This is a genomic window from Microvirga sp. P4_A5 (assembly GCF_056402495.1).
The window spans coordinates 1-16,971 of the sequence record NZ_JBFUHH010000031.1 but is presented as its reverse complement, the minus strand read 5'-3'; the positions used below and the strand labels follow the sequence as shown (position 1 = coordinate 16,971).

Genomic DNA, 16,971 nt, shown 5'->3' with positions numbered 1-16,971 from the left:
GCTATGTCCTCACCCTATTGCCCAAGGCGTTCGAGCAGGGCGGGAACGTGCACCTGATCGGCCTTGTAGTTGCCGGTGAGCGCATACATCACGAGATTGATGCCGCTGCGGAATGCCATTTCGCGCTGACGCGGATTGCCGCCGACGAGCGGGTTGAGCGCCTCTCCTCGCGGCCCCACGGCCCAGGCGCCCGCGAGATCGTTGGACGTGATGATGATGGGCGACACGCCGTCGCCCGAGCGGGCGGGCCGGCTTGCCTCGTCCTCGGCCGGGGGCAGCGCTTCCACCCATGTCTGGCCGGTGCCATATCGGCCCGGGAAATCGTCCAGCAGGTAGAACGTCTTGGTCAGCACGTGGTCGAGGGGGACCTGCTCAAGCTCCGGGATGTCGAGAGTCGACAGCATGTTGCGCAGGTAGCGTCCCTCGGCGCTCACCGCGCCGTCCGGGCGTGCGTTGAAGGCGTCGCGCGTATCGAAAATGACCGTTCCGCCGCTCTTCATATAGCCGTCGAGCTTGCGGATGGCGGCTTCGCTGGGGACCGGCCGATTGGGGGCGATGGGCCAGTAGAGCAGCGGATAGAAGGCCAGTTCGTCCCGCGCCGGATCGATGGCGATCGGCTCGCCCGGCTGCAGGGCGGTGCGCTGGCCGAGCGCCTGGGTCAGGCCGATCAACCCGGCCTTGCTCGTCTCGTCCACCTGCGCATCACCCGTGACCACATAGGCAAGGCGGGTGACGAGGGCGGATTGCAGGCTGTCGCGGGAGAGCGGAGGCCGCCGCTCCTGCGCCTCGGCGGAGGGAGAGGACATCGACATCAGGATCGCAACCGACGCGATGGCCGCCGCGACCCTGCCGACGCGGCGCGAGCGACGGAAACGGTTGCTAAGATGGCCACCGAGCCAGAGCGACGCCAGCGTGTCGACGAGCAGCAGGCCAATCGCAAGCGTCAGGAGCGGCGCGCGCAGATCGACCGTCCGTGCGCCCGCAAGTGGCATGATCCGGGCCTGCAAGGGCGCAAAGTCCAGCGGCGCAAGGGTGTCGCCCGGCGCGAGGGCGTTGACTGCGAGGCTCGAATCCACCGGACCATAGAAGCCCGGTGGATGCTCGGCGGTCGCGCGGTCGGCGTAGTTTCGGGCGACCGGCCGGGCATTCGCCGGTGGGGAGACGAACGTGCCGTAGCCGTCCAAAGTCAGGCGGGGCGCAATGGTCTGATTTTCGGCGTTGCGGGCTTCGCCCCCGATATCATGCGGCGAGCCTGCGAGCGCCGTGATCCGCCGCAGCATGTCGACGAACAGTCCCGATAGCGGGAGGTTCGACCAGGTGGTGTCCGCCGTCACATGATACAGCACGATGAGCCCGTTGCCGCGCTTGTCGGCGGTAACGATCGGCGTGCCATCCACCAGCGAGGCCCAGGTCTTCGCCTGCAATTCTCCATCCGGTTCGGCCAGGATCTGCCGGCGAATGCCGATCTCTTCCGGGACGGCGAGGCCGAAAAAGGGGCTCTCGCGCGGGAAGGGCGCGAAAGTCTTGGGCGTGTCCCATGACAGGGTGCCGCCCAGCGTCCGGCCACCCCGGCGCAGATGAACCGGCACCAGCGGATCGTTGCCGGCGGCAAGGCGGGAGCCTGCGAAACGCAGGAGCATTCCGCCGCTCTCGACGAACGACGTCACCCTGGCAAGCGTCTCGCGGTCGAGGCCGCCCACATCGGCGAGGACGAGGATCGAGACCTGTTCGTCCACAAGCTGGTTCACCGCGTCCGCCACGCCGCCGTGCCCGGTGCGGATCTCCGCATAGGGCGTGAGCGCGCGCTCGATATAGAAGACCGGGGACAGGAGAGGCTGCGCCTGATCGATGGTGCCGCCGAAGACGAGACCCACGCGCCGGCGCTTGCCGCGCTCGTCGACGAGATTGACCGCGCCTGCCGAGCTCTCACCGAGAATTTCGATCCGCGCCATCGCGTTGCGGATCTCGGTGGGGGCATCGAACGTGACGCTCGTCTCGGTGGCGTTCGGCGTGAAGGCGAAGCGGGCATCGGCGAGGGGGAGGTTCTTCAGATCGAGAGCACGGATCGTGCCGCCGTCGCGGCCGTTCGGTTCGGCTCGCACGAGCTGAGCGCTGAGCTGCCCGCCGTTGCTCTGGATGCCCGACACCGCGAGGGCGCCCGCGCGTTCGGTCTTGAGAATGCTGACACGGTTCCCCGTCACCCATTGCGAAAGCGATGTCACGAAAGCCTGGTCGTCGGTTCCGGCGACGCCGTCGCTGATCCAGACGATTTCCGCCTCGGGTGTCGCCTCCAGGAAGCGCCGTATCGAATCCCCGTGCGCCTTCCTGTCCGGCAGGAATGGCTGCGGCTCGAAGGATCGCAGCCGCTCCAGGGCGGCGCCGGGGCTCGCGACAGTGATTTCGGCAGGCTCGCCGGCGGTCGCAAGGACGGCGACGACGCGACCTTCGCGGCCGGCCGCTTCCAGCCGGGCAGCGGCCAAATTCGTCCGCTCCCGCCAGTCATGCGCGGCCGTAAATCCATTATCGACCAGCATCAGGAGCGGCGCCTTGCTGGCGCTCTCGGCGAGCGGGTTCCAGATCGGACCTGACGCAGCCAGAATCAGGAAGGCCGCGAGCAGCAGCCGGAGAAGCAAAAGCCACCACGGCGTCCGCGCCGGCGTTTCGCGCTCGGGACGCATGTCCGCCATGATCTTCAGCGGCGGGAAATCGACCCGCATGGGCTGCGGCGGGGTGATCCGCAAGAGCAGCCAGATCGCCGGAAGCGCCGCCAGCGCCACCAGCACGAGAGGGGCCGCGAAGGTCAGCGGAAGGCCCAGCATCTACTGCCCTCCCGCGCTGATGCCGCGCGATGTCGCGACGAGGGTGAGAATCCGCAAGGCCGCCTCGCTCGCAGGACGGTCGGTGCGATGGATCGTGAGGGTCCAACCGCGGCTGCGCGCGATCTCGCCGATCTCGTCCCGGTGGCGGGCGATTCGTTTGCGATAGGCTTCGCCCCAGGCGGCTGCATCGCCGACACGCAGCGACAATCCATCCTCGAGGTCGTGGAGGACCGCCTGCCCCTGGAACGGGAAGGTCTCTTCGACAGGATCGACGATCATCACCAGATGACCCCGCGCACCCCGGCCCGAGATACCCTCGACAGCGGCGGCGATGTCTTTGGGAGCCGATAGGAAATCACTGACGAGGATCGCTTCGTCGAGGGTTGCGATGGATTGCTGTGGCGGCAGGTCGGTGTCGAGGGCGCGGGTGTCGGCGACGAGTGCCTGCGCCATGTTCTCGGCGATGCGGGTGGTCGCGCGGGGCGACATCAGGCCGAGCAGCCCCACCCGCTCGCCGCCCTCCACGAAGGTGTCGCCGAGGGCGAGACCCAGCACGAGCGCGCGCTCGATTTTCGGCGCCTGTGCGAGATCGGATGCGAATCCCATGGAGGCCGAGCGGTCGATCCACAACCAGATGCTCTGCGCGGTCTCCCATTCGCGCTCGCGCACATACAGCCTGTCGTCGCGGCCGGAGCGACGCCAATCCACCCGCTGCGCGGCCTCGCCCACGACGAAGGGCCGGAACTGCCAGAACGTCTCGCCGATGCCGGCGCGCCGTCGCCCGTGGATGCCGTGCGAGAGGCTCGCCGCCACGCGCCGGGATTCGAGAATGAGACGGGGCATCCGCTGCGCGAGCGTCAGCGCGGTCTCGGTCTCGACTCGTCCCGGTGACCGGGCTTGCGGTTCCAGCACCCTTACGCGGGCCATGGGCTGATCCTAGCGCGCCAGCCGCGCCGTCAGGCGGCCGATAAGGCTGGGGATCGTCTCCCCGTCGGCGCGGGCCGCGAAGGTCAGGGCCATGCGGTGCTTGAGCACGGGTTCGGCGAGCGCCACCACGTCTTCGATGGAGGGTGCGATGCGCCCCTCAATGAGTGCCCGGGCGCGGACCGCCAGCATCAAGGCCTGGCTGGCGCGCGGGCCCGGACCCCAGAGCAGCTTGTCGGTGACGCCCGCGAGGCCGTCGCCGCCCGGCCTTGCCGACCGCACGAGGTCGAGGATGGTCTCCACCACGCTCTCGCCGACCGGCAGCCGGCGAACGAGGCGCTGGGCCGTCCTCAGGCTGTCGCCGCTCATGACGGCGACGGGCTCATGGGCGTCGATGCCGGTGGTTTCGATGAGGATGCGCCGCTCGGCCTCTCGATCCGGATAACCGATGTCGATTTCCAGGAGAAACCGATCGAGCTGCGCCTCGGGAAGCGGATAGGTGCCTTCCTGCTCGATGGGATTCTGGGTCGCCAGAACGTGGAAGGGTTCGGGCAGATCGTGGCGTTCGCCCGCCACCGAGACGTGATGCTCCTGCATCGCCTGGAGCAGCGCCGATTGGGTGCGCGGGCTTGCGCGGTTGATCTCGTCCGCCATCAGAAGCTGGGTGAAGATGGGCCCTTTGACAAAGCGGAAGGAGCGTCGGCGATCGGGACCTTCGTCGAGAATCTCGGACCCCAGAATGTCCGACGGCATCAGGTCGGGAGTGAATTGCACCCGGCGCGCCTCGAGGCCGAGCACCGTGCCGAGCGTCTCCACCAGTTTCGTCTTGGCCAGACCCGGAACGCCGACGAGCAGCCCGTGGCCGCCGGCCAGCAACGTGATGAGAGTCAGGTCGACAACCAGTTCCTGCCCGAAAATGACCGAGTGGATGGCCTCCCGCGCCCGGCCCACCGTCTCAAGCGTCGCCTCGGCATTGCGGATGATCGCGTCGTCGAGGGCGGTGGGTGCCTGAGCTGTGCCAGCCGTCATGTGGTGTCCTTCCACTCATAAGCCCCCGCCACACTGTGCCGTCGGTTGCCATTGGTTTGCAAGGGAATGTCGCGCCGCAGCGTCGGGCCAAGGAACTGGACGGGGCATCCGATGGTACTATGGTTTAAGGAAGTAGCGATTCATGGCATTTCGTCGATCCCAAAGGTGCTTTTTGTTGTTCACTGTTGCGTCATGACGAACGAACCCGCACCCCCGTCAACGGGCGCTCTCGGACGGCTGATCGAGGCGTTGGGACCCGATGCGAAACGCAAAGGGCCGCCGCCGGTCGAGCGCTGGAATCCGGCTTATTGCGGCGAGATCGACATGCGGATCGCTCGCGACGGGACATGGTTCTATATGGGCACTCCGATTGCCCGCCCGGCGCTCGTCAAACTCTTTGCCACGGTGCTGCGGCGGGACCCCGACCGCTATGTGCTGGTGACCCCGGTCGAGCGCGTCGGCATCGAGGTCGAGGACGCGCCGTTTCTCGCGGTCGAGATGGCGGTGGAGGGTGAAGGCGCCACGCGCCAGATCGCCTTCCGCACCAATGTGGACGACGTGGTGCAGGCAGGGCCCGACCACCCGATGCGGTTCGACATGGAGGCAGGCGGCGGCGTGAAGCCCTATATCCGCATTCGCGGCGATCTCTGGGCGCTCGTCACCCGGGCGCTGGCACACGACCTCGTGGCCATGGGCGAGGAGCGCAGCGTCGATGGCGGGCAGCTTTTCGGGATCGCGGCCGGAGGAGGATTCTATTCCATCTCGACGATGTCCGGCCTGGATCTCGCCTGATGGAGTTCTCCGTCGTGGAATTTCTTGCCACCGCATCCGGGCGGCTTCGGCGCGAGCCTCCGGATTGGACCGATTCGCTGTCCAACCCGCGGGGTGATCATTCGCTCGACGCGGTGCCGCTCGTTCATCCGCTCCAGCCCAAATCGGCGGCGGTGCTGGTGCCGGTGGTGATGCGGCCGGAACCGACCCTCCTGTTCACCGAACGCTCCTCCGACCTTCGCCAGCATTCGGGCCAGATCGCGTTTCCCGGTGGGCGGGTGGATCCCACCGACGCGTCGATCGCCGCTGCCGCCTATCGCGAGGCCGAGGAGGAGATCGGGCTCGAAGGGCGGCATATCGAGGTCCTGGGCTATCTCGACGCCTATCTGTCGACGACGAACTATCTGGTCATGCCGGTAGTCGCCGCGGTGACGCCGGGCTATACCCTCACGCTCAATCCGCACGAGGTGGCTCATACCTTCGAGGTTCCGCTGGGATTTCTCATGGATCCGAGCCACCACGAACTTCATTCGCGGGAATGGAAGGGCCGCCTGCGGCGTTTCTATGCCATTCCATACCGGGAACACTACATCTGGGGGGTAACGGCCGGCATCGTCCGAAATCTCTACGAGAGGCTCTACACATCATGACTCGGGCGATCATTCAGGAATTGTTGCTGTTTCTCCTGCCTTTCGCCGCCTACGCCATTTTCCTCGTGATTGCCCGGCGCGATCCGCTGGCCTGGTCTTCGTGGAGCAAGCACACCTCATGGCTCGTCATCGCGGGCCTGGGATTTATCATCCTGTCGCTGCTCGCGGGAGGCCTGCTGGCCGAGCGCCGCACCGGCGCCTACGTGCCGTCGCACATGGAAAACGGCGTTCTGGTTCCGGGGCATTTCCAGTGACTCATCCGATCCACCATTCGGGTCCAGCCGCCCTGTTGAAACGGCCGCGCCTTCGCCGCCTGATGGCGGTCCTGAACGGCGGGGGCGAGGAGACCCGGATCGTCGGCGGCGCCGTGCGCAATGCGCTTCTCGACAGGCCGGTGACCGAAGTCGATCTCGCCACCACGGCGACGCCTGCCGTCGTCGACGCGCGGGCGAGAGGGGCCGGGCTGAAAACCGTGCCGACCGGCATCGATCACGGCACCATCACGGTGATCGTCGAGGGCGAGCCATTCGAGGTCACGAGCCTGCGGGAGGACGTGGAAACCGACGGACGCCGCGCTGTCGTTCATTTCGGACGCGACTTCGCCGTCGATGCGCTGCGGCGCGACTTCACCATCAATGCGTTGTCGCTCGATAGCGACGGACACGTCCACGACTACACCGAGGGCGTCGCGGACCTCGCGGCGCGGCGGGTGCGTTTCATCGGCAACGCGCATACGCGCATCCGCGAAGACTACCTGCGAATCCTGCGCTTCTTCAGGTTCTACGCGGAATACGCCGAGGTGGAGCCCGACGCCGAGGGTCTGGCCGCATCGGGGTCCGAGCGCGAAGGCCTCGCGCTCCTGTCGCGCGAGCGCATCCGTCACGAACTGATGAAAATTCTCGTGGCGCGCAACGGCGCTCAGACCATCCGCATCCTCGCCGACCATGGATTTCTCGCCGGGCTCCTGGGCGGGGTAGCGGAATTCGGGCGGTTCGAGCGCATTTTCGCAGAGCCCGATGCCGATGCCACATCTCGCATCGCAGCCCTTGCCGTCATGGTGCCGGAGGATTCGGACCGCCTGCGGGATCGGTTGCGACTTTCCAACGACGAGCATCGGCGACTGGAAGCCTATGGCGGGATGCTCGCAATCCTCAAATCGCCGGCCTCGCCGCTCGATGCGCTCGGGATCCGCCGCCTCGTCGCGGAACACGGCATCGCCGTTTTGTCCCACGCCATCGCGGCTCTATCGGGCGAGCCTCGCCCCGTGTTGCGCGACGATGCGCTGAACACAATCGCCCATTACCGGGACGGGATCGAGCCCGTTCCGATCTTTCCGTTGCGCGGCTCGGACCTGCTGGAGCGAGGCGTCAGCCCCGGGCCGGGGATGGGCCGGTTGCTGGCGCGTGCGCGCAGCGCGTGGATCGAAGAGGGCTGCCCGACCGACGAGCAGGCAGCGCGTCTGCTGCTCGATCGCACCATCGCCGAGGCCTGATCAGGGCCAGCGCACCGTCGGCGGCATGGATGAGAGGATCGAGTCGATATTTCCGCCGGTCTTCAAACCGAATATCGTGCCGCGGTCGTACAGAAGATTGAACTCCACATAGCGACCCCGTCGCACCTGTTGCTCGATCCTGTCCTGCTCGGTCCAGGGCGTCGAGACGTTGTGGCGAACGATGTCGGGATAGATCCTCAGGAAGGCCTCGCCCACGTCGCGGGTGAAGGCGAAATCTTCATCGGGATCGCCGGTCCAATGATAATCGTAGAAAATCCCGCCGATGCCGCGGGCCTCGTTGCGGTGCTTGAGGAAGAAGTACTCGTCGCACCAGGTTTTGTATTTCTCATAGGGCGCCGACGCATGGTCGTCGCAGGCCGCCTTCATGGCTGCATGAAACGCAACGGTGTCGGGATCCTCCTGGGTCCGGCGGCGGTCGAGCACCGGGGTGAGATCGGCGCCGCCACCGAACCATGATTTGGTCGTCACCACGAAGCGCGTGTTCATGTGGACGGTCGGCACGTTGGGGTTCCACGGATGGGCGATCAGCGAGAGGCCCGACGCCCAGAAGCGCGGGTCCTGGTCGGAACCGGGGATCTGGCCGCGGAATTCCGGCGCGAACTCGCCGTGGACGGTCGAAATATGCACGCCCACTTTTTCGAAGACGCGCCCGCGCATCATCGCCATCGTGCCGCCGCCGCCGGGATTGCCGCTGTGGTCCCGACGCTCCCAGGGTTTGCGTTCGAACCGCCCCGGCGATTGCTCCTCGGGCGGCAGCGGGGCCGACACCTCGTCCTCGATCGCCTCGAAGGCCGCGCAGATCCGATCCCGCAGGGCCGCGAACCAGAGGGGCGCTTCGGTCTGAAGGCGTTCGGTGGCGCTTTGGTCGATGATCACGGTCGGGTCTCCGAAAGTATGTGAGGAAAAGTGCCGGTCTGCCTCAGGGCCTCGCCCAATATCATGCCGGCCGTCACCGCCACATTGAGCGAGCGCAATCCCATCTGCATGGGCACCAGCAGCCTCGCATCGGCGGCCTCATGCACCTCGTCTGGAACGCCGGCGGATTCGCGCCCCACGAGAACGATATCGTCCGCATGAAACGAGAAATCCACGTAAGGCACGGCGCCCTTTGTGGTGGCGAGGACGAGGCGGCTCCCGGTCGTGCCGCGCCATTCGGCGAAGGCTCGCCAGGAGATGTGCCGGGTGATGGCCACCCGGTCGAGATAATCCATTCCCGACCGGCGCAGGTTCCGGTCCGACACGTCGAACCCGGCGGGCTCGATGATCTCCACCGGAACATTCAGGCATGCGGCGAGGCGCAGCATCGTGCCGGTGTTCTGCGGGATATCCGGCTGGTAGATGGCGAGGCGGGGCATGCCATGGGTCATCGGCGCAATCGGACCCTCCCGTCAAGTGAACGCATGGCCGCCCGTCGTGTTAAACGGGGGCGGAAGGATCCGAGGTTTGAATGTTCCAATGGCTTGAGAAGCGGATCGATCCGTTCGCCCCCTTCGACGAGGAAGAAACGCCGCCCTCCACCGTGGCGGCGTTCGCCTGGTACTACCTGCGCCCGGCGCGGCTCTGGCTCGCGGTGCTGTTCGTCGCCTCCCTTGCGGTCGGGCTTTTCGAGACCTCGCTTTACGTGATCATGGGCTGGGTCGTCGATCTGCTGGCACAATCGACGCCCGACCGGTTGTGGAGCGAGCACGGCACGGGCCTGCTTCTGGCGGGCGCGGCGATCCTGTTCGTCCGGCCGGTCCTGCATTTCGCCCACGAGCTCATCACCAACCAGATCCTGGTGCCGCAGAGCACCAGCATGATCCGCTGGCGCACCCATCTGTACACGCTCGGCCATGCGCTCGGGTATTTCCAGGCGGATTTCGCCGGGCGGCTGGCAAACCGCATCACGCAGGGCGGCCCGGCGATTCGCGAAATCGCCGTCACGGTCCTCGACACGCTGCTCTACGTGGCGATCTTCGCCTTCACGGCTTTGGGCCTGTTCTCGCGCGTCAGCCCCTGGCTCGCCTTGCCCATGGGGCTCTGGATCGTCGCCTATATCGCGCTCCTGCGGTATTTCGTGCCGAGGGCCAAGATCCGGTCGCTCCGGGTCGCCGATACCCGGTCGGCCCTCGTCGGCCGGGTGGTGGACAGCTACACCAACATCCTGACCGTGAAGCTCTTCGCCCGTGGCGCCGAAGAGCGCTCGGCGGTGAAGGATTCGATTGCCGCGCACACGGACGCGTTCCTCAATTCTTTCCGGCTGATCACCGGGGTGGGCGTCGTCCTCACCGTGATGAACAGCATGCTGCTGGTGGCGACGGGCGCGCTTGCGATCCTCCTGTGGATGCGCGGCCTGATGACGAGCGGGGAGGCCGCCACCGGCATCGCCCTGGTGATGCGCATTCTCGCCATGTCGGGCTGGGTGATGCAATCGGTGCGGGGGCTCTTCGAGAATATCGGGGTGGTGCAGGAGAGCATGCGCACCATCGCCCGGCCGCACGGCATCGTGGATGCGCCTCAGGCCGCCGTCTTGATGGTGCCCGAGGGCGAAGTGCGGTTCGAGGACGTCTCGTTCCATTATGGGCGCGAGGACGGCGTGATCGAGGACCTGACTCTCACCATCAGGCCCGGCGAGAAGGTCGGGCTCGTGGGCACCAGCGGCGCCGGCAAGACCACCATCACGTCGCTTCTTCTCCGGCTGCATGATCTCGAGAGGGGGCGAATCCTCATCGACGGGCAGGACATCGCCACGGTCACGCAGGACAGCCTGCGCTCCGCCATCGCGATGGTGACCCAGGACACATCCCTGCTGCACCGCTCCATCCGCGACAATATCGCCTATGGGCGCCCGGATGCGAAGGAGAGCGACATCGTGGGGGCGGCCAAGCTCGCCCATGCCCACGATTTCATCCTCGAACTCGAGGACAACCGGGGGCGGCGGGGCTACGACGCCCATGTAGGGGAACGCGGAGTCAAGCTCTCCGGCGGCCAGCGCCAGCGCATCGCCATCGCGCGGGTCATCCTGAAAGATGCGCCCATCCTGGTGCTCGATGAGGCGACCTCCGCCCTCGATTCAGAGGTCGAGGCGGCGATTCAGGAAGCGCTTTCGACGCTCATGGAGGGCAAGACCGTGGTGGCCATCGCCCACAGGCTCTCCACCATCGCGGCTCTCGACAGGCTGATCGTGATCGACCGGGGCCGGATCGTCGAGGAGGGGACCCATGCGGAATTGCTGCGCCATGGCGGTTTGTATGCCCGCTTCTGGCGACGCCAATCCGGCGGCTTTCTCGGGGCGGACGAACGGGTCGCGCCGTAGGGGATTCAGGTTGGAACAAGTCCAATCCGCCTATGGACAGGCGAGCTTCGCCATGTCAAAGAGCCTGCGCGTGGCGACGCCCAGTCGCATTGCGCGCGCATTGGCGCGTATGCTTGTTGCAAACGAAGCAGCGTGCCGAGTGTCCTGAGCTTCAGGACGCTGAATATGCGCGGTTCTCGTTTGTTGACGTTTTGCTGGAGAGCCAAGTGGCCGAGACCACCACGACCCTCGTTGAGCCCACACGGCGCGATTTCCTTTACATCGCCACGGGCGCTGTTGCAGCCGTTGGCGCCGCAACCCTTGTCTGGCCCTTCGTGCAGTCCCTGACGCCCGATGCCGCGACGGTCGCCGCAGGCGCGCCGGTCGAGATCGATCTGACGCCGATCGTCGACGGACAGATCGTCAAGGTGTTCTGGCGCGGGAAGCTGATCTTCATCCGCAACCGCACCGAAGCCGAGATCAAGGCCGCCGAGGACGTGAACGTCGCGACCCTTCGCGACCCGCAGGCGGATTCGGCGCGCGTCAAGGAAGGTCATGCCAAATGGCTGGTGGTGTTCGGCAATTGCACCCATCTGGGCTGCGTGCCGCTCGGCCACCAGGGCGAGTATGAAGGCTGGTTCTGCCCCTGCCACGGATCGGTGTTCGACACCTCCGGACGCGTGCGCGGCGGCCCGGCCCCGACCAATCTGCCCGTTCCGCCCTATGCGTTCACTTCGGATACGAAGATCGTCATCGGCCAAGAGGTTACCGCGTAACTCCAAGGCTACCGCGTAACTCCCGGCCACGGCGTAACTTTCCGCGACGGTCCATTCGATCAGGCGAAATTCATGAGCCAGCATCCCACCACCTACGTTCCCAAGAGCGCCTTCGGCAAATGGTTCGAAAGCCGGCTGCCCATCGCCGGCCTCGTGCATTCGTCCTTCATCGCGTTCCCGGTCCCCCGGAACCTCAACTACTTCTGGACCTTCGGCGCGATCCTCGTCTTCATGCTGATCTCGCAGATCGTGACCGGCGTGTTCCTGGCGATGTACTACGCGCCGAACGCCTCGATGGCTTTCCAGTCCGTCGAGCACATCATGCGGGACGTGAATTACGGGTGGCTCCTGCGCTATCTGCATGCCAACGGCGCCTCGATGTTCTTCGTGGCGGTCTATATCCACATCTTCCGCGGTCTCTATTACGGCTCGTACAAGGCCCCCCGCGAGATCCTGTGGATCCTCGGCGTGATCATCTACGGCCTGATGATGGCCACCGCGTTCATGGGTTACGTGCTGCCCTGGGGCCAGATGAGCTATTGGGGCGCGACCGTCATCACCAACATCCTGGCGGCCATTCCGGTGATCGGCGATACCATCCAGAGCCTGCTCTGGGGCGGCTATTCGGTCGGCAACCCGACCCTGAACCGCTTCTTCTCGATCCATTACCTGCTGCCCTTCATGATCTTCGGCGTGGTCATCCTCCACGTCTGGGCGCTGCACGTGCCGGGCCAGAACAACCCGACGGGCGTTCCGATCAAGTCCGGCAAAGACGCGGTTCCGTTCACGCCCTACGCGACCATCAAGGACGTCTTCGCCACGGTCGTGTTCCTGATCTTCTTCGCCTATTTCGTCTTCTACATTCCGAACTTCATGGGGCACGCCGACAATTACGTACCGGCCAACCCGTCGGTCACGCCCGCCCACATCGTTCCGGAATGGTACTTCCTGCCGTTCTACGCGATCCTGCGCGCCATCCCCGACAAGCTCGGGGGCGTCATCGCCATGTTCGCGTCGATCGCGGTCCTGGCCTTCGTGCCCTGGCTCGACACCTCGCGCGTCCGCTCGACCGCCTACCGCCCGCTCTACAAGCAGTTCTTCTGGATCCTCGTGGCGGACGCCGTCCTTCTGGGCTGGCTCGGCGCGAAGCCGCCGGAAGGCTGGTACGTCATCGTTTCGCAGGTCGCCACGGCGTATTACTTCATCCACTTCCTCGTGATCCTGCCGGTGCTCGGCTTCGTCGAGCGTCCGCTTCCCCTGCCCAATTCGATCCTCGAATCGGTGATGGGGAGCAAGAAACACGGGGCGGGGATGCCAGCCGGCGCCAATGCCGAGCCGCAATCCAAAGGCTGATGAGAGCGCCGGAGAACAAGATCATGATCAAGCGTACTCTTCTCATCGCCGCCGCGATTCTCGGCTTCTCGGCTCCCGTCCTGTCGGCCGAGGGCACCCCGGTGCCGCCGCAGCTCAAGTGGAGCTTCCACGGACCCTTCGGCACCTTCGATCGGGCCCAGCTTCAGCGCGGCTTCAAGGTCTACCGGGAGGTCTGCGCCTCCTGCCATGGCCTGAGCTATGTGGCCTTCCGCAACCTGAGCGAGCCGGGCGGACCGCAATTTTCCGAGGCGCAGGTGCGTGCGCTGGCGGCCGAATACACCATCAAGGACGGCCCCAACGACGCCGGCGACATGTTCGACCGTCCCGGTCGCGCGGCGGACCGCTTCCCAAGCCCGTTCCCGAACGAGAATGCGGCCGCGGCGGCCAATGGCGGCAAGGCGCCCCCGGATTTGTCGCTGATGGCCAAGGCCCGCACCTATGAGCGCGGCTTCCCCTGGTTCGTCATCGACATGTTCACGCAATTCGCCGAGACCGGCCCCGATTACGTCGCGGCGATTCTGAACGGCTACAAGGAGCCCCCGTCCGGCTTCAACCTGCCGGAAGGCGGGCATTACAACGAATATTTCCCCGGCCACATCATCGCCATGCCGAAGCCCCTGAGCGACGGGCAGGTGGAATATCCGAAGCTCGAGAGCGGCCAGCCGCAGGTTCCCGAGACGGTGGACCAATATGCGAGGGACCTGACGGCGTTCCTGATGTGGACCGCCGAGCCCCATCTCGAGGCCCGCAAGCGCCTCGGCCTGCAGGCGATCCTGTTCCTGATCCTGCTCTCCGGCCTCCTCTACTTCACCAAGAAGAAGGTCTGGGCGAGGGTCGGACATTCGGACACGGCGCCGGCCGCGACCTTCCTGCCGGATTAGCATTCTCGAAAAAGGCCCCTTTCCGGGGCCTTTTTCGCATCGGGATCATCGAGGGCCACCGACATGACGAAGGCCGTTCTCGGAATCATCGGCGGATCGGGCGTCTACGACCTGCCCGGCATCGAGGATCTCCGGGAGGAGCGGATCGCGTCGCCCTGGGGCGAGGCGTCCGACGCCCTCCGGACGGGCCGCGTCGGCTCGACCCGCGTGGTCTTCCTGCCGCGCCATGGACGGGGCCATGTCCACTCGCCGTCCGACATCAACTACCGGGCCAATATCGACGTCCTGAAGCGCGCCGGCGTCACCGACCTCATCTCGGTCTCGGCCTGCGGGTCGTTCAAGGCCGAGCTTTATCCCGGCTCCTTCGTGCTCGTGGACCAGTTCGTCGACCGCACCTTCCGGCGCGAGACCTCGTTCTTCGGCCAAGGCTGCGTCGGCCATGTGCCGATGGCGCACCCGGTCGGTCCGCTCCTGCAGGAGGCGATCGCGGAAGCGGCGAAAGTCGAGTCGATCCCATTCACCCGGGGCGGCACATATGTGTGCATCGAGGGCCCGCAATTCTCCACCTACGCCGAATCGCTGACCTACAAGGGCCTCGGCTACGATGTGGTGGGCATGACGGCGATGCCGGAGGCCAAGCTCGCCCGCGAGGCGGAGATCACCTACGCGACCATCGCCATGGTGACGGATTTCGATTGCTGGCACCCGGAGCATGACGATGTGGATGTGGCCTCGGTCGTGAAGGTCGCCCAACGGAATGCCGCGACGGTCGCAAAACTGATCGCCCGCGTCGCGCGGGATTTCCCGGCCGACCACCCACTATGCCCGGTCGGCTCCGACCGCGCGCTCGACGGCGCCATCATGACGGCGCCGTCCGCGCGCAATCCCGCCCTGTTGAAAAAACTGGACGCGGTGGCGGGTCGGGTTCTCGCGGGTTAAGAAAGCGCGCGGGCTTCCGGCCCGACCCATTCATTGCATATCGCGAGCCCAACATGGACCGACGCCTCCGCACCGATCTCAAAGCCGCGATCCGTTCGATTCCGGATTATCCCAAGCCCGGCATCATTTTCCGCGACATCACCACGCTGTTGGGAGACCCGCGTGCGTTCCGCCGCGCGGTGGACGAGCTCGTCCATCCCTTCGCGGGCGGTCGGGTCGACAAGGTGGCGGGCATCGAGGCCCGGGGCTTCATCATCGGCGGCGCGGTCGCCCACCAGCTCTCGGCCGGGTTCGTACCGATCCGCAAGAAGGGAAAGCTGCCGCACGAGACCGTCCGGATTGCCTATTCGCTGGAATACGGCGTCGACGAGATGGAGATCCATTCCGATGCGTTCGGGCAGGATGCCAGCGTCATCCTGGTCGACGACCTGATCGCCACCGGCGGCACCGCCATCGCCGCCACGCAGCTCCTGCGCCAGATGGGCGCCAGGATCGTGGCCGCCTGCTTCATCATCGACCTGCCGGATCTTGGCGGAGCCCAGAAGCTGCGGGATCTCGGCGTGGACGTCCGCAGCCTCGTGAGCTTCGAGGGACATTGACGGTTCAGGTCGGCCGCCGCTCCCAGAAGACGGCGCCCTCGAACGCGATCACCGTCTCGCCGTGCTGGTTCACGCCCTCATTGTGGTGCGCCGCAATTCCCCAGCCGGGACGGGAGGCCGACACGCGCTTACTCGTCAGGGTGCTGCTGAAGGTGATCGTGTCGCCCGCATAGACGGGTTTCAGCCATTTCAGGTTGGTGAAGCCCGGCGACGGCCCGAGGCGGGCCGGGCGCTCTCCCCGGGCAAGCGTCTCAGACCTCACGTGGTCGCGATGGGCGGCGAGCAGCTTCATCCAGACCGAGGCCGTATGCCAGCCGGACGCGCAGAGGCCGCCGAACAGGCTCCTCTTCGCCGCCTCCGGATCGAGGTGAAACGGCTGCGGATCGAACTCTCGGGCGAATCGCACGATGTCCTCGGCCGAAAAGGTAAAGTGGCCGAGCGCGTCGGTGGAGCCGACGATCAGGTCGTCGAGGAACGGGTTCGCAGAAATTCCCTCGGGCGAGGAGGATACCGGCGGCGCAGGTTCCGCCGTCGGGCGCGGGGGTGTGGGCGATGCCTCGACGGGGGCGGCGTCGCGCTTCCCGAACATCACCCAGTTGCCTTGCATCAGGACCGTCTCGTCCTGCTGGTTGGCGACGTCGAATTGAAATTGCACGAGGCCGACCTGAGACCGGCTCTTCGATTCGCGCGCATCGAGAACCGTCATGCGCGAACGCAAGGTGTCCCCCGGCTTCACGGGACGCAGCCATTTCAGCGTCTCGATCCCCGGCGCGCCGAGGGCCGTCGAATCGAGCAGCATCCCGTCGGCGAACATACGCATATTGAGCGCGCAGGTATGCCAGCCGGAGGCGATCAGGGTGCCGACGAAGCTGTCGCGCGCGGCGATTTCGTCGATGTGGAAGGGCTGCGGGTCGAACTCCGTCGCAAAGGCGACGATGTCCTGTTGCGACACCGATACGGGACCGAAGACCTTCGACATTCCCGGAGTGAAATCTTCAAACGCGTAGCGGGTCATGATCTGTCCAGCGGGGAGGGGAGCTCCGGGAAGTCCGGCAGCTCGATGCTCCCTGCCTTGTGCGCCAAGCTCTTCTTACGCCGCAAGCGCTTTCTCGGCAGGCTAGCCCCGCCGTCCCGACAAGTCGTCGTGGCCGTGATGATGAAGCCGGAACAGGCCCGCGCGGATGGCGCTCCACGCGAAGGCAAGCCCGACGACCAGCGCAACGAGCAGTTCGGCCGCGCCGATGCCCGGCGCCACCACACCTCCGCCGACCGTATAGGCGATATTCTCCACGGATTCCCGCATGGCCCGATCCTCCATGCCTGATGAACGCATAACCGGCCTGAACGGACGGCAAAGCTTGCGTTCACAAAAGCGTCAGTTGGCGAAGCGGAAGTGCAGCACGTCGCCGTCGTTGACCGGGT

Annotated in this window: 17 protein-coding genes; 10 read left to right on the top strand and 7 right to left on the bottom strand. The window is 66.0% G+C overall.

Annotation, left to right across the window (positions count from 1 at the left end):
- Nucleotides 1–14: 14 nt before the first annotated feature.
- Genes AC1DVM_RS10715 through AC1DVM_RS10705 form a run of 3 tightly spaced genes read right to left on the bottom strand, consistent with a single transcriptional unit; the run spans nucleotide 15 to nucleotide 4,772 of the window.
- The gene (locus AC1DVM_RS10715) at nucleotides 15–2,819 is read right to left on the bottom strand and encodes a DUF4159 domain-containing protein (protein ID WP_477254374.1); all 2,805 of its coding nucleotides are present in this window, start codon (nucleotides 2,817–2,819) and stop codon (nucleotides 15–17) included.
- The gene (locus AC1DVM_RS10710; RefSeq protein WP_477254373.1) at nucleotides 2,820–3,746 is read right to left on the bottom strand and encodes a DUF58 domain-containing protein; all 927 of its coding nucleotides are present in this window, start codon (nucleotides 3,744–3,746) and stop codon (nucleotides 2,820–2,822) included.
- Nucleotides 3,747–3,755: 9 nt separating this feature from the next.
- Nucleotides 3,756–4,772, bottom strand: a complete 1,017-nt coding sequence (locus AC1DVM_RS10705) for an AAA family ATPase (RefSeq protein WP_477254371.1) — start codon at nucleotides 4,770–4,772, stop codon at nucleotides 3,756–3,758.
- A gap of 192 nt (nucleotides 4,773–4,964) precedes the next feature.
- Between AC1DVM_RS10705 and AC1DVM_RS10700 the strand changes: the two genes are divergently transcribed.
- The 4 genes from AC1DVM_RS10700 to AC1DVM_RS10685 are packed head-to-tail and all read left to right on the top strand — an operon-like array spanning nucleotide 4,965 to nucleotide 7,685.
- Nucleotides 4,965–5,564 carry a DUF1285 domain-containing protein gene (locus AC1DVM_RS10700; protein ID WP_477254369.1) on the top strand — a complete coding sequence of 200 codons (600 nt, stop codon included), beginning with the start codon at nucleotides 4,965–4,967 and terminating at the stop codon, nucleotides 5,562–5,564.
- Entirely contained in the window at nucleotides 5,564–6,193 is a 630-nt protein-coding gene (locus AC1DVM_RS10695; RefSeq protein ID WP_477254368.1) for a CoA pyrophosphatase, read from the top strand. Before AC1DVM_RS10700 ends, AC1DVM_RS10695 begins: the two co-directional genes overlap by 1 nt.
- Nucleotides 6,190–6,447, top strand: coding sequence for a DUF6111 family protein (locus tag AC1DVM_RS10690; protein ID WP_477254366.1), 258 nt, complete (start codon nucleotides 6,190–6,192; stop codon nucleotides 6,445–6,447). The genes AC1DVM_RS10695 and AC1DVM_RS10690 overlap by 4 nt, the downstream gene beginning before the upstream one ends.
- On the top strand, nucleotides 6,444–7,685 hold the full coding sequence (locus AC1DVM_RS10685) for a CCA tRNA nucleotidyltransferase (RefSeq protein ID WP_477254364.1): 1,242 nt from the start codon (nucleotides 6,444–6,446) through the stop codon (nucleotides 7,683–7,685). The genes AC1DVM_RS10690 and AC1DVM_RS10685 overlap by 4 nt, the downstream gene beginning before the upstream one ends.
- Here AC1DVM_RS10685 and hemF read toward each other — a convergent pair whose 3' ends face one another.
- The gene (hemF, locus tag AC1DVM_RS10680; RefSeq protein ID WP_477254426.1) at nucleotides 7,686–8,576 is read right to left on the bottom strand and encodes an oxygen-dependent coproporphyrinogen oxidase; all 891 of its coding nucleotides are present in this window, start codon (nucleotides 8,574–8,576) and stop codon (nucleotides 7,686–7,688) included.
- Between the two features lie 2 nt (nucleotides 8,577–8,578).
- On the bottom strand, nucleotides 8,579–9,061 hold the full coding sequence (locus AC1DVM_RS10675; protein WP_477254424.1) for a tRNA (cytidine(34)-2'-O)-methyltransferase: 483 nt from the start codon (nucleotides 9,059–9,061) through the stop codon (nucleotides 8,579–8,581).
- Nucleotides 9,062–9,153: 92 nt separating this feature from the next.
- Here AC1DVM_RS10675 and AC1DVM_RS10670 point away from each other — a divergent pair, with 92 nt between their 5' ends.
- From AC1DVM_RS10670 to AC1DVM_RS10645, 6 genes are all read left to right on the top strand, one after another.
- Complete coding sequence (locus AC1DVM_RS10670) at nucleotides 9,154–11,001, top strand: ABC transporter ATP-binding protein (protein WP_477254363.1); 1,848 nt, start codon at nucleotides 9,154–9,156, stop codon at nucleotides 10,999–11,001.
- Between the two features lie 206 nt (nucleotides 11,002–11,207).
- Nucleotides 11,208–11,756, top strand: coding sequence for a ubiquinol-cytochrome c reductase iron-sulfur subunit (gene petA / locus AC1DVM_RS10665; RefSeq protein ID WP_477254361.1), 549 nt, complete (start codon nucleotides 11,208–11,210; stop codon nucleotides 11,754–11,756).
- A gap of 72 nt (nucleotides 11,757–11,828) precedes the next feature.
- Nucleotides 11,829–13,109: a cytochrome b gene (locus AC1DVM_RS10660; RefSeq protein WP_477254360.1), complete on the top strand. Its 1,281-nt coding sequence runs from the start codon at nucleotides 11,829–11,831 to the stop codon at nucleotides 13,107–13,109.
- 23 nt (nucleotides 13,110–13,132) lie between these two features.
- Nucleotides 13,133–14,011 carry a cytochrome c1 gene (locus AC1DVM_RS10655; protein ID WP_477254359.1) on the top strand — a complete coding sequence of 293 codons (879 nt, stop codon included), beginning with the start codon at nucleotides 13,133–13,135 and terminating at the stop codon, nucleotides 14,009–14,011.
- Nucleotides 14,012–14,074: 63 nt separating this feature from the next.
- Nucleotides 14,075–14,950, top strand: a complete 876-nt coding sequence (locus AC1DVM_RS10650) for an S-methyl-5'-thioadenosine phosphorylase (RefSeq protein ID WP_477254357.1) — start codon at nucleotides 14,075–14,077, stop codon at nucleotides 14,948–14,950.
- A gap of 53 nt (nucleotides 14,951–15,003) precedes the next feature.
- On the top strand, nucleotides 15,004–15,549 hold the full coding sequence (locus AC1DVM_RS10645) for an adenine phosphoribosyltransferase (protein ID WP_477254355.1): 546 nt from the start codon (nucleotides 15,004–15,006) through the stop codon (nucleotides 15,547–15,549).
- Nucleotides 15,550–15,553: 4 nt separating this feature from the next.
- On the opposite strand, the gene AC1DVM_RS10640 is transcribed toward AC1DVM_RS10645, so the two are convergent.
- Nucleotides 15,554–16,564: a MaoC family dehydratase gene (locus AC1DVM_RS10640; RefSeq protein ID WP_477254354.1), complete on the bottom strand. Its 1,011-nt coding sequence runs from the start codon at nucleotides 16,562–16,564 to the stop codon at nucleotides 15,554–15,556.
- Nucleotides 16,565–16,666: 102 nt separating this feature from the next.
- Nucleotides 16,667–16,852 (bottom strand): hypothetical protein, encoded by a 186-nt coding sequence (locus AC1DVM_RS10635; protein ID WP_477254352.1) that lies wholly within the window; start codon nucleotides 16,850–16,852, stop codon nucleotides 16,667–16,669.
- Between the last annotated feature and the right edge of the window lie 119 nt (nucleotides 16,853–16,971).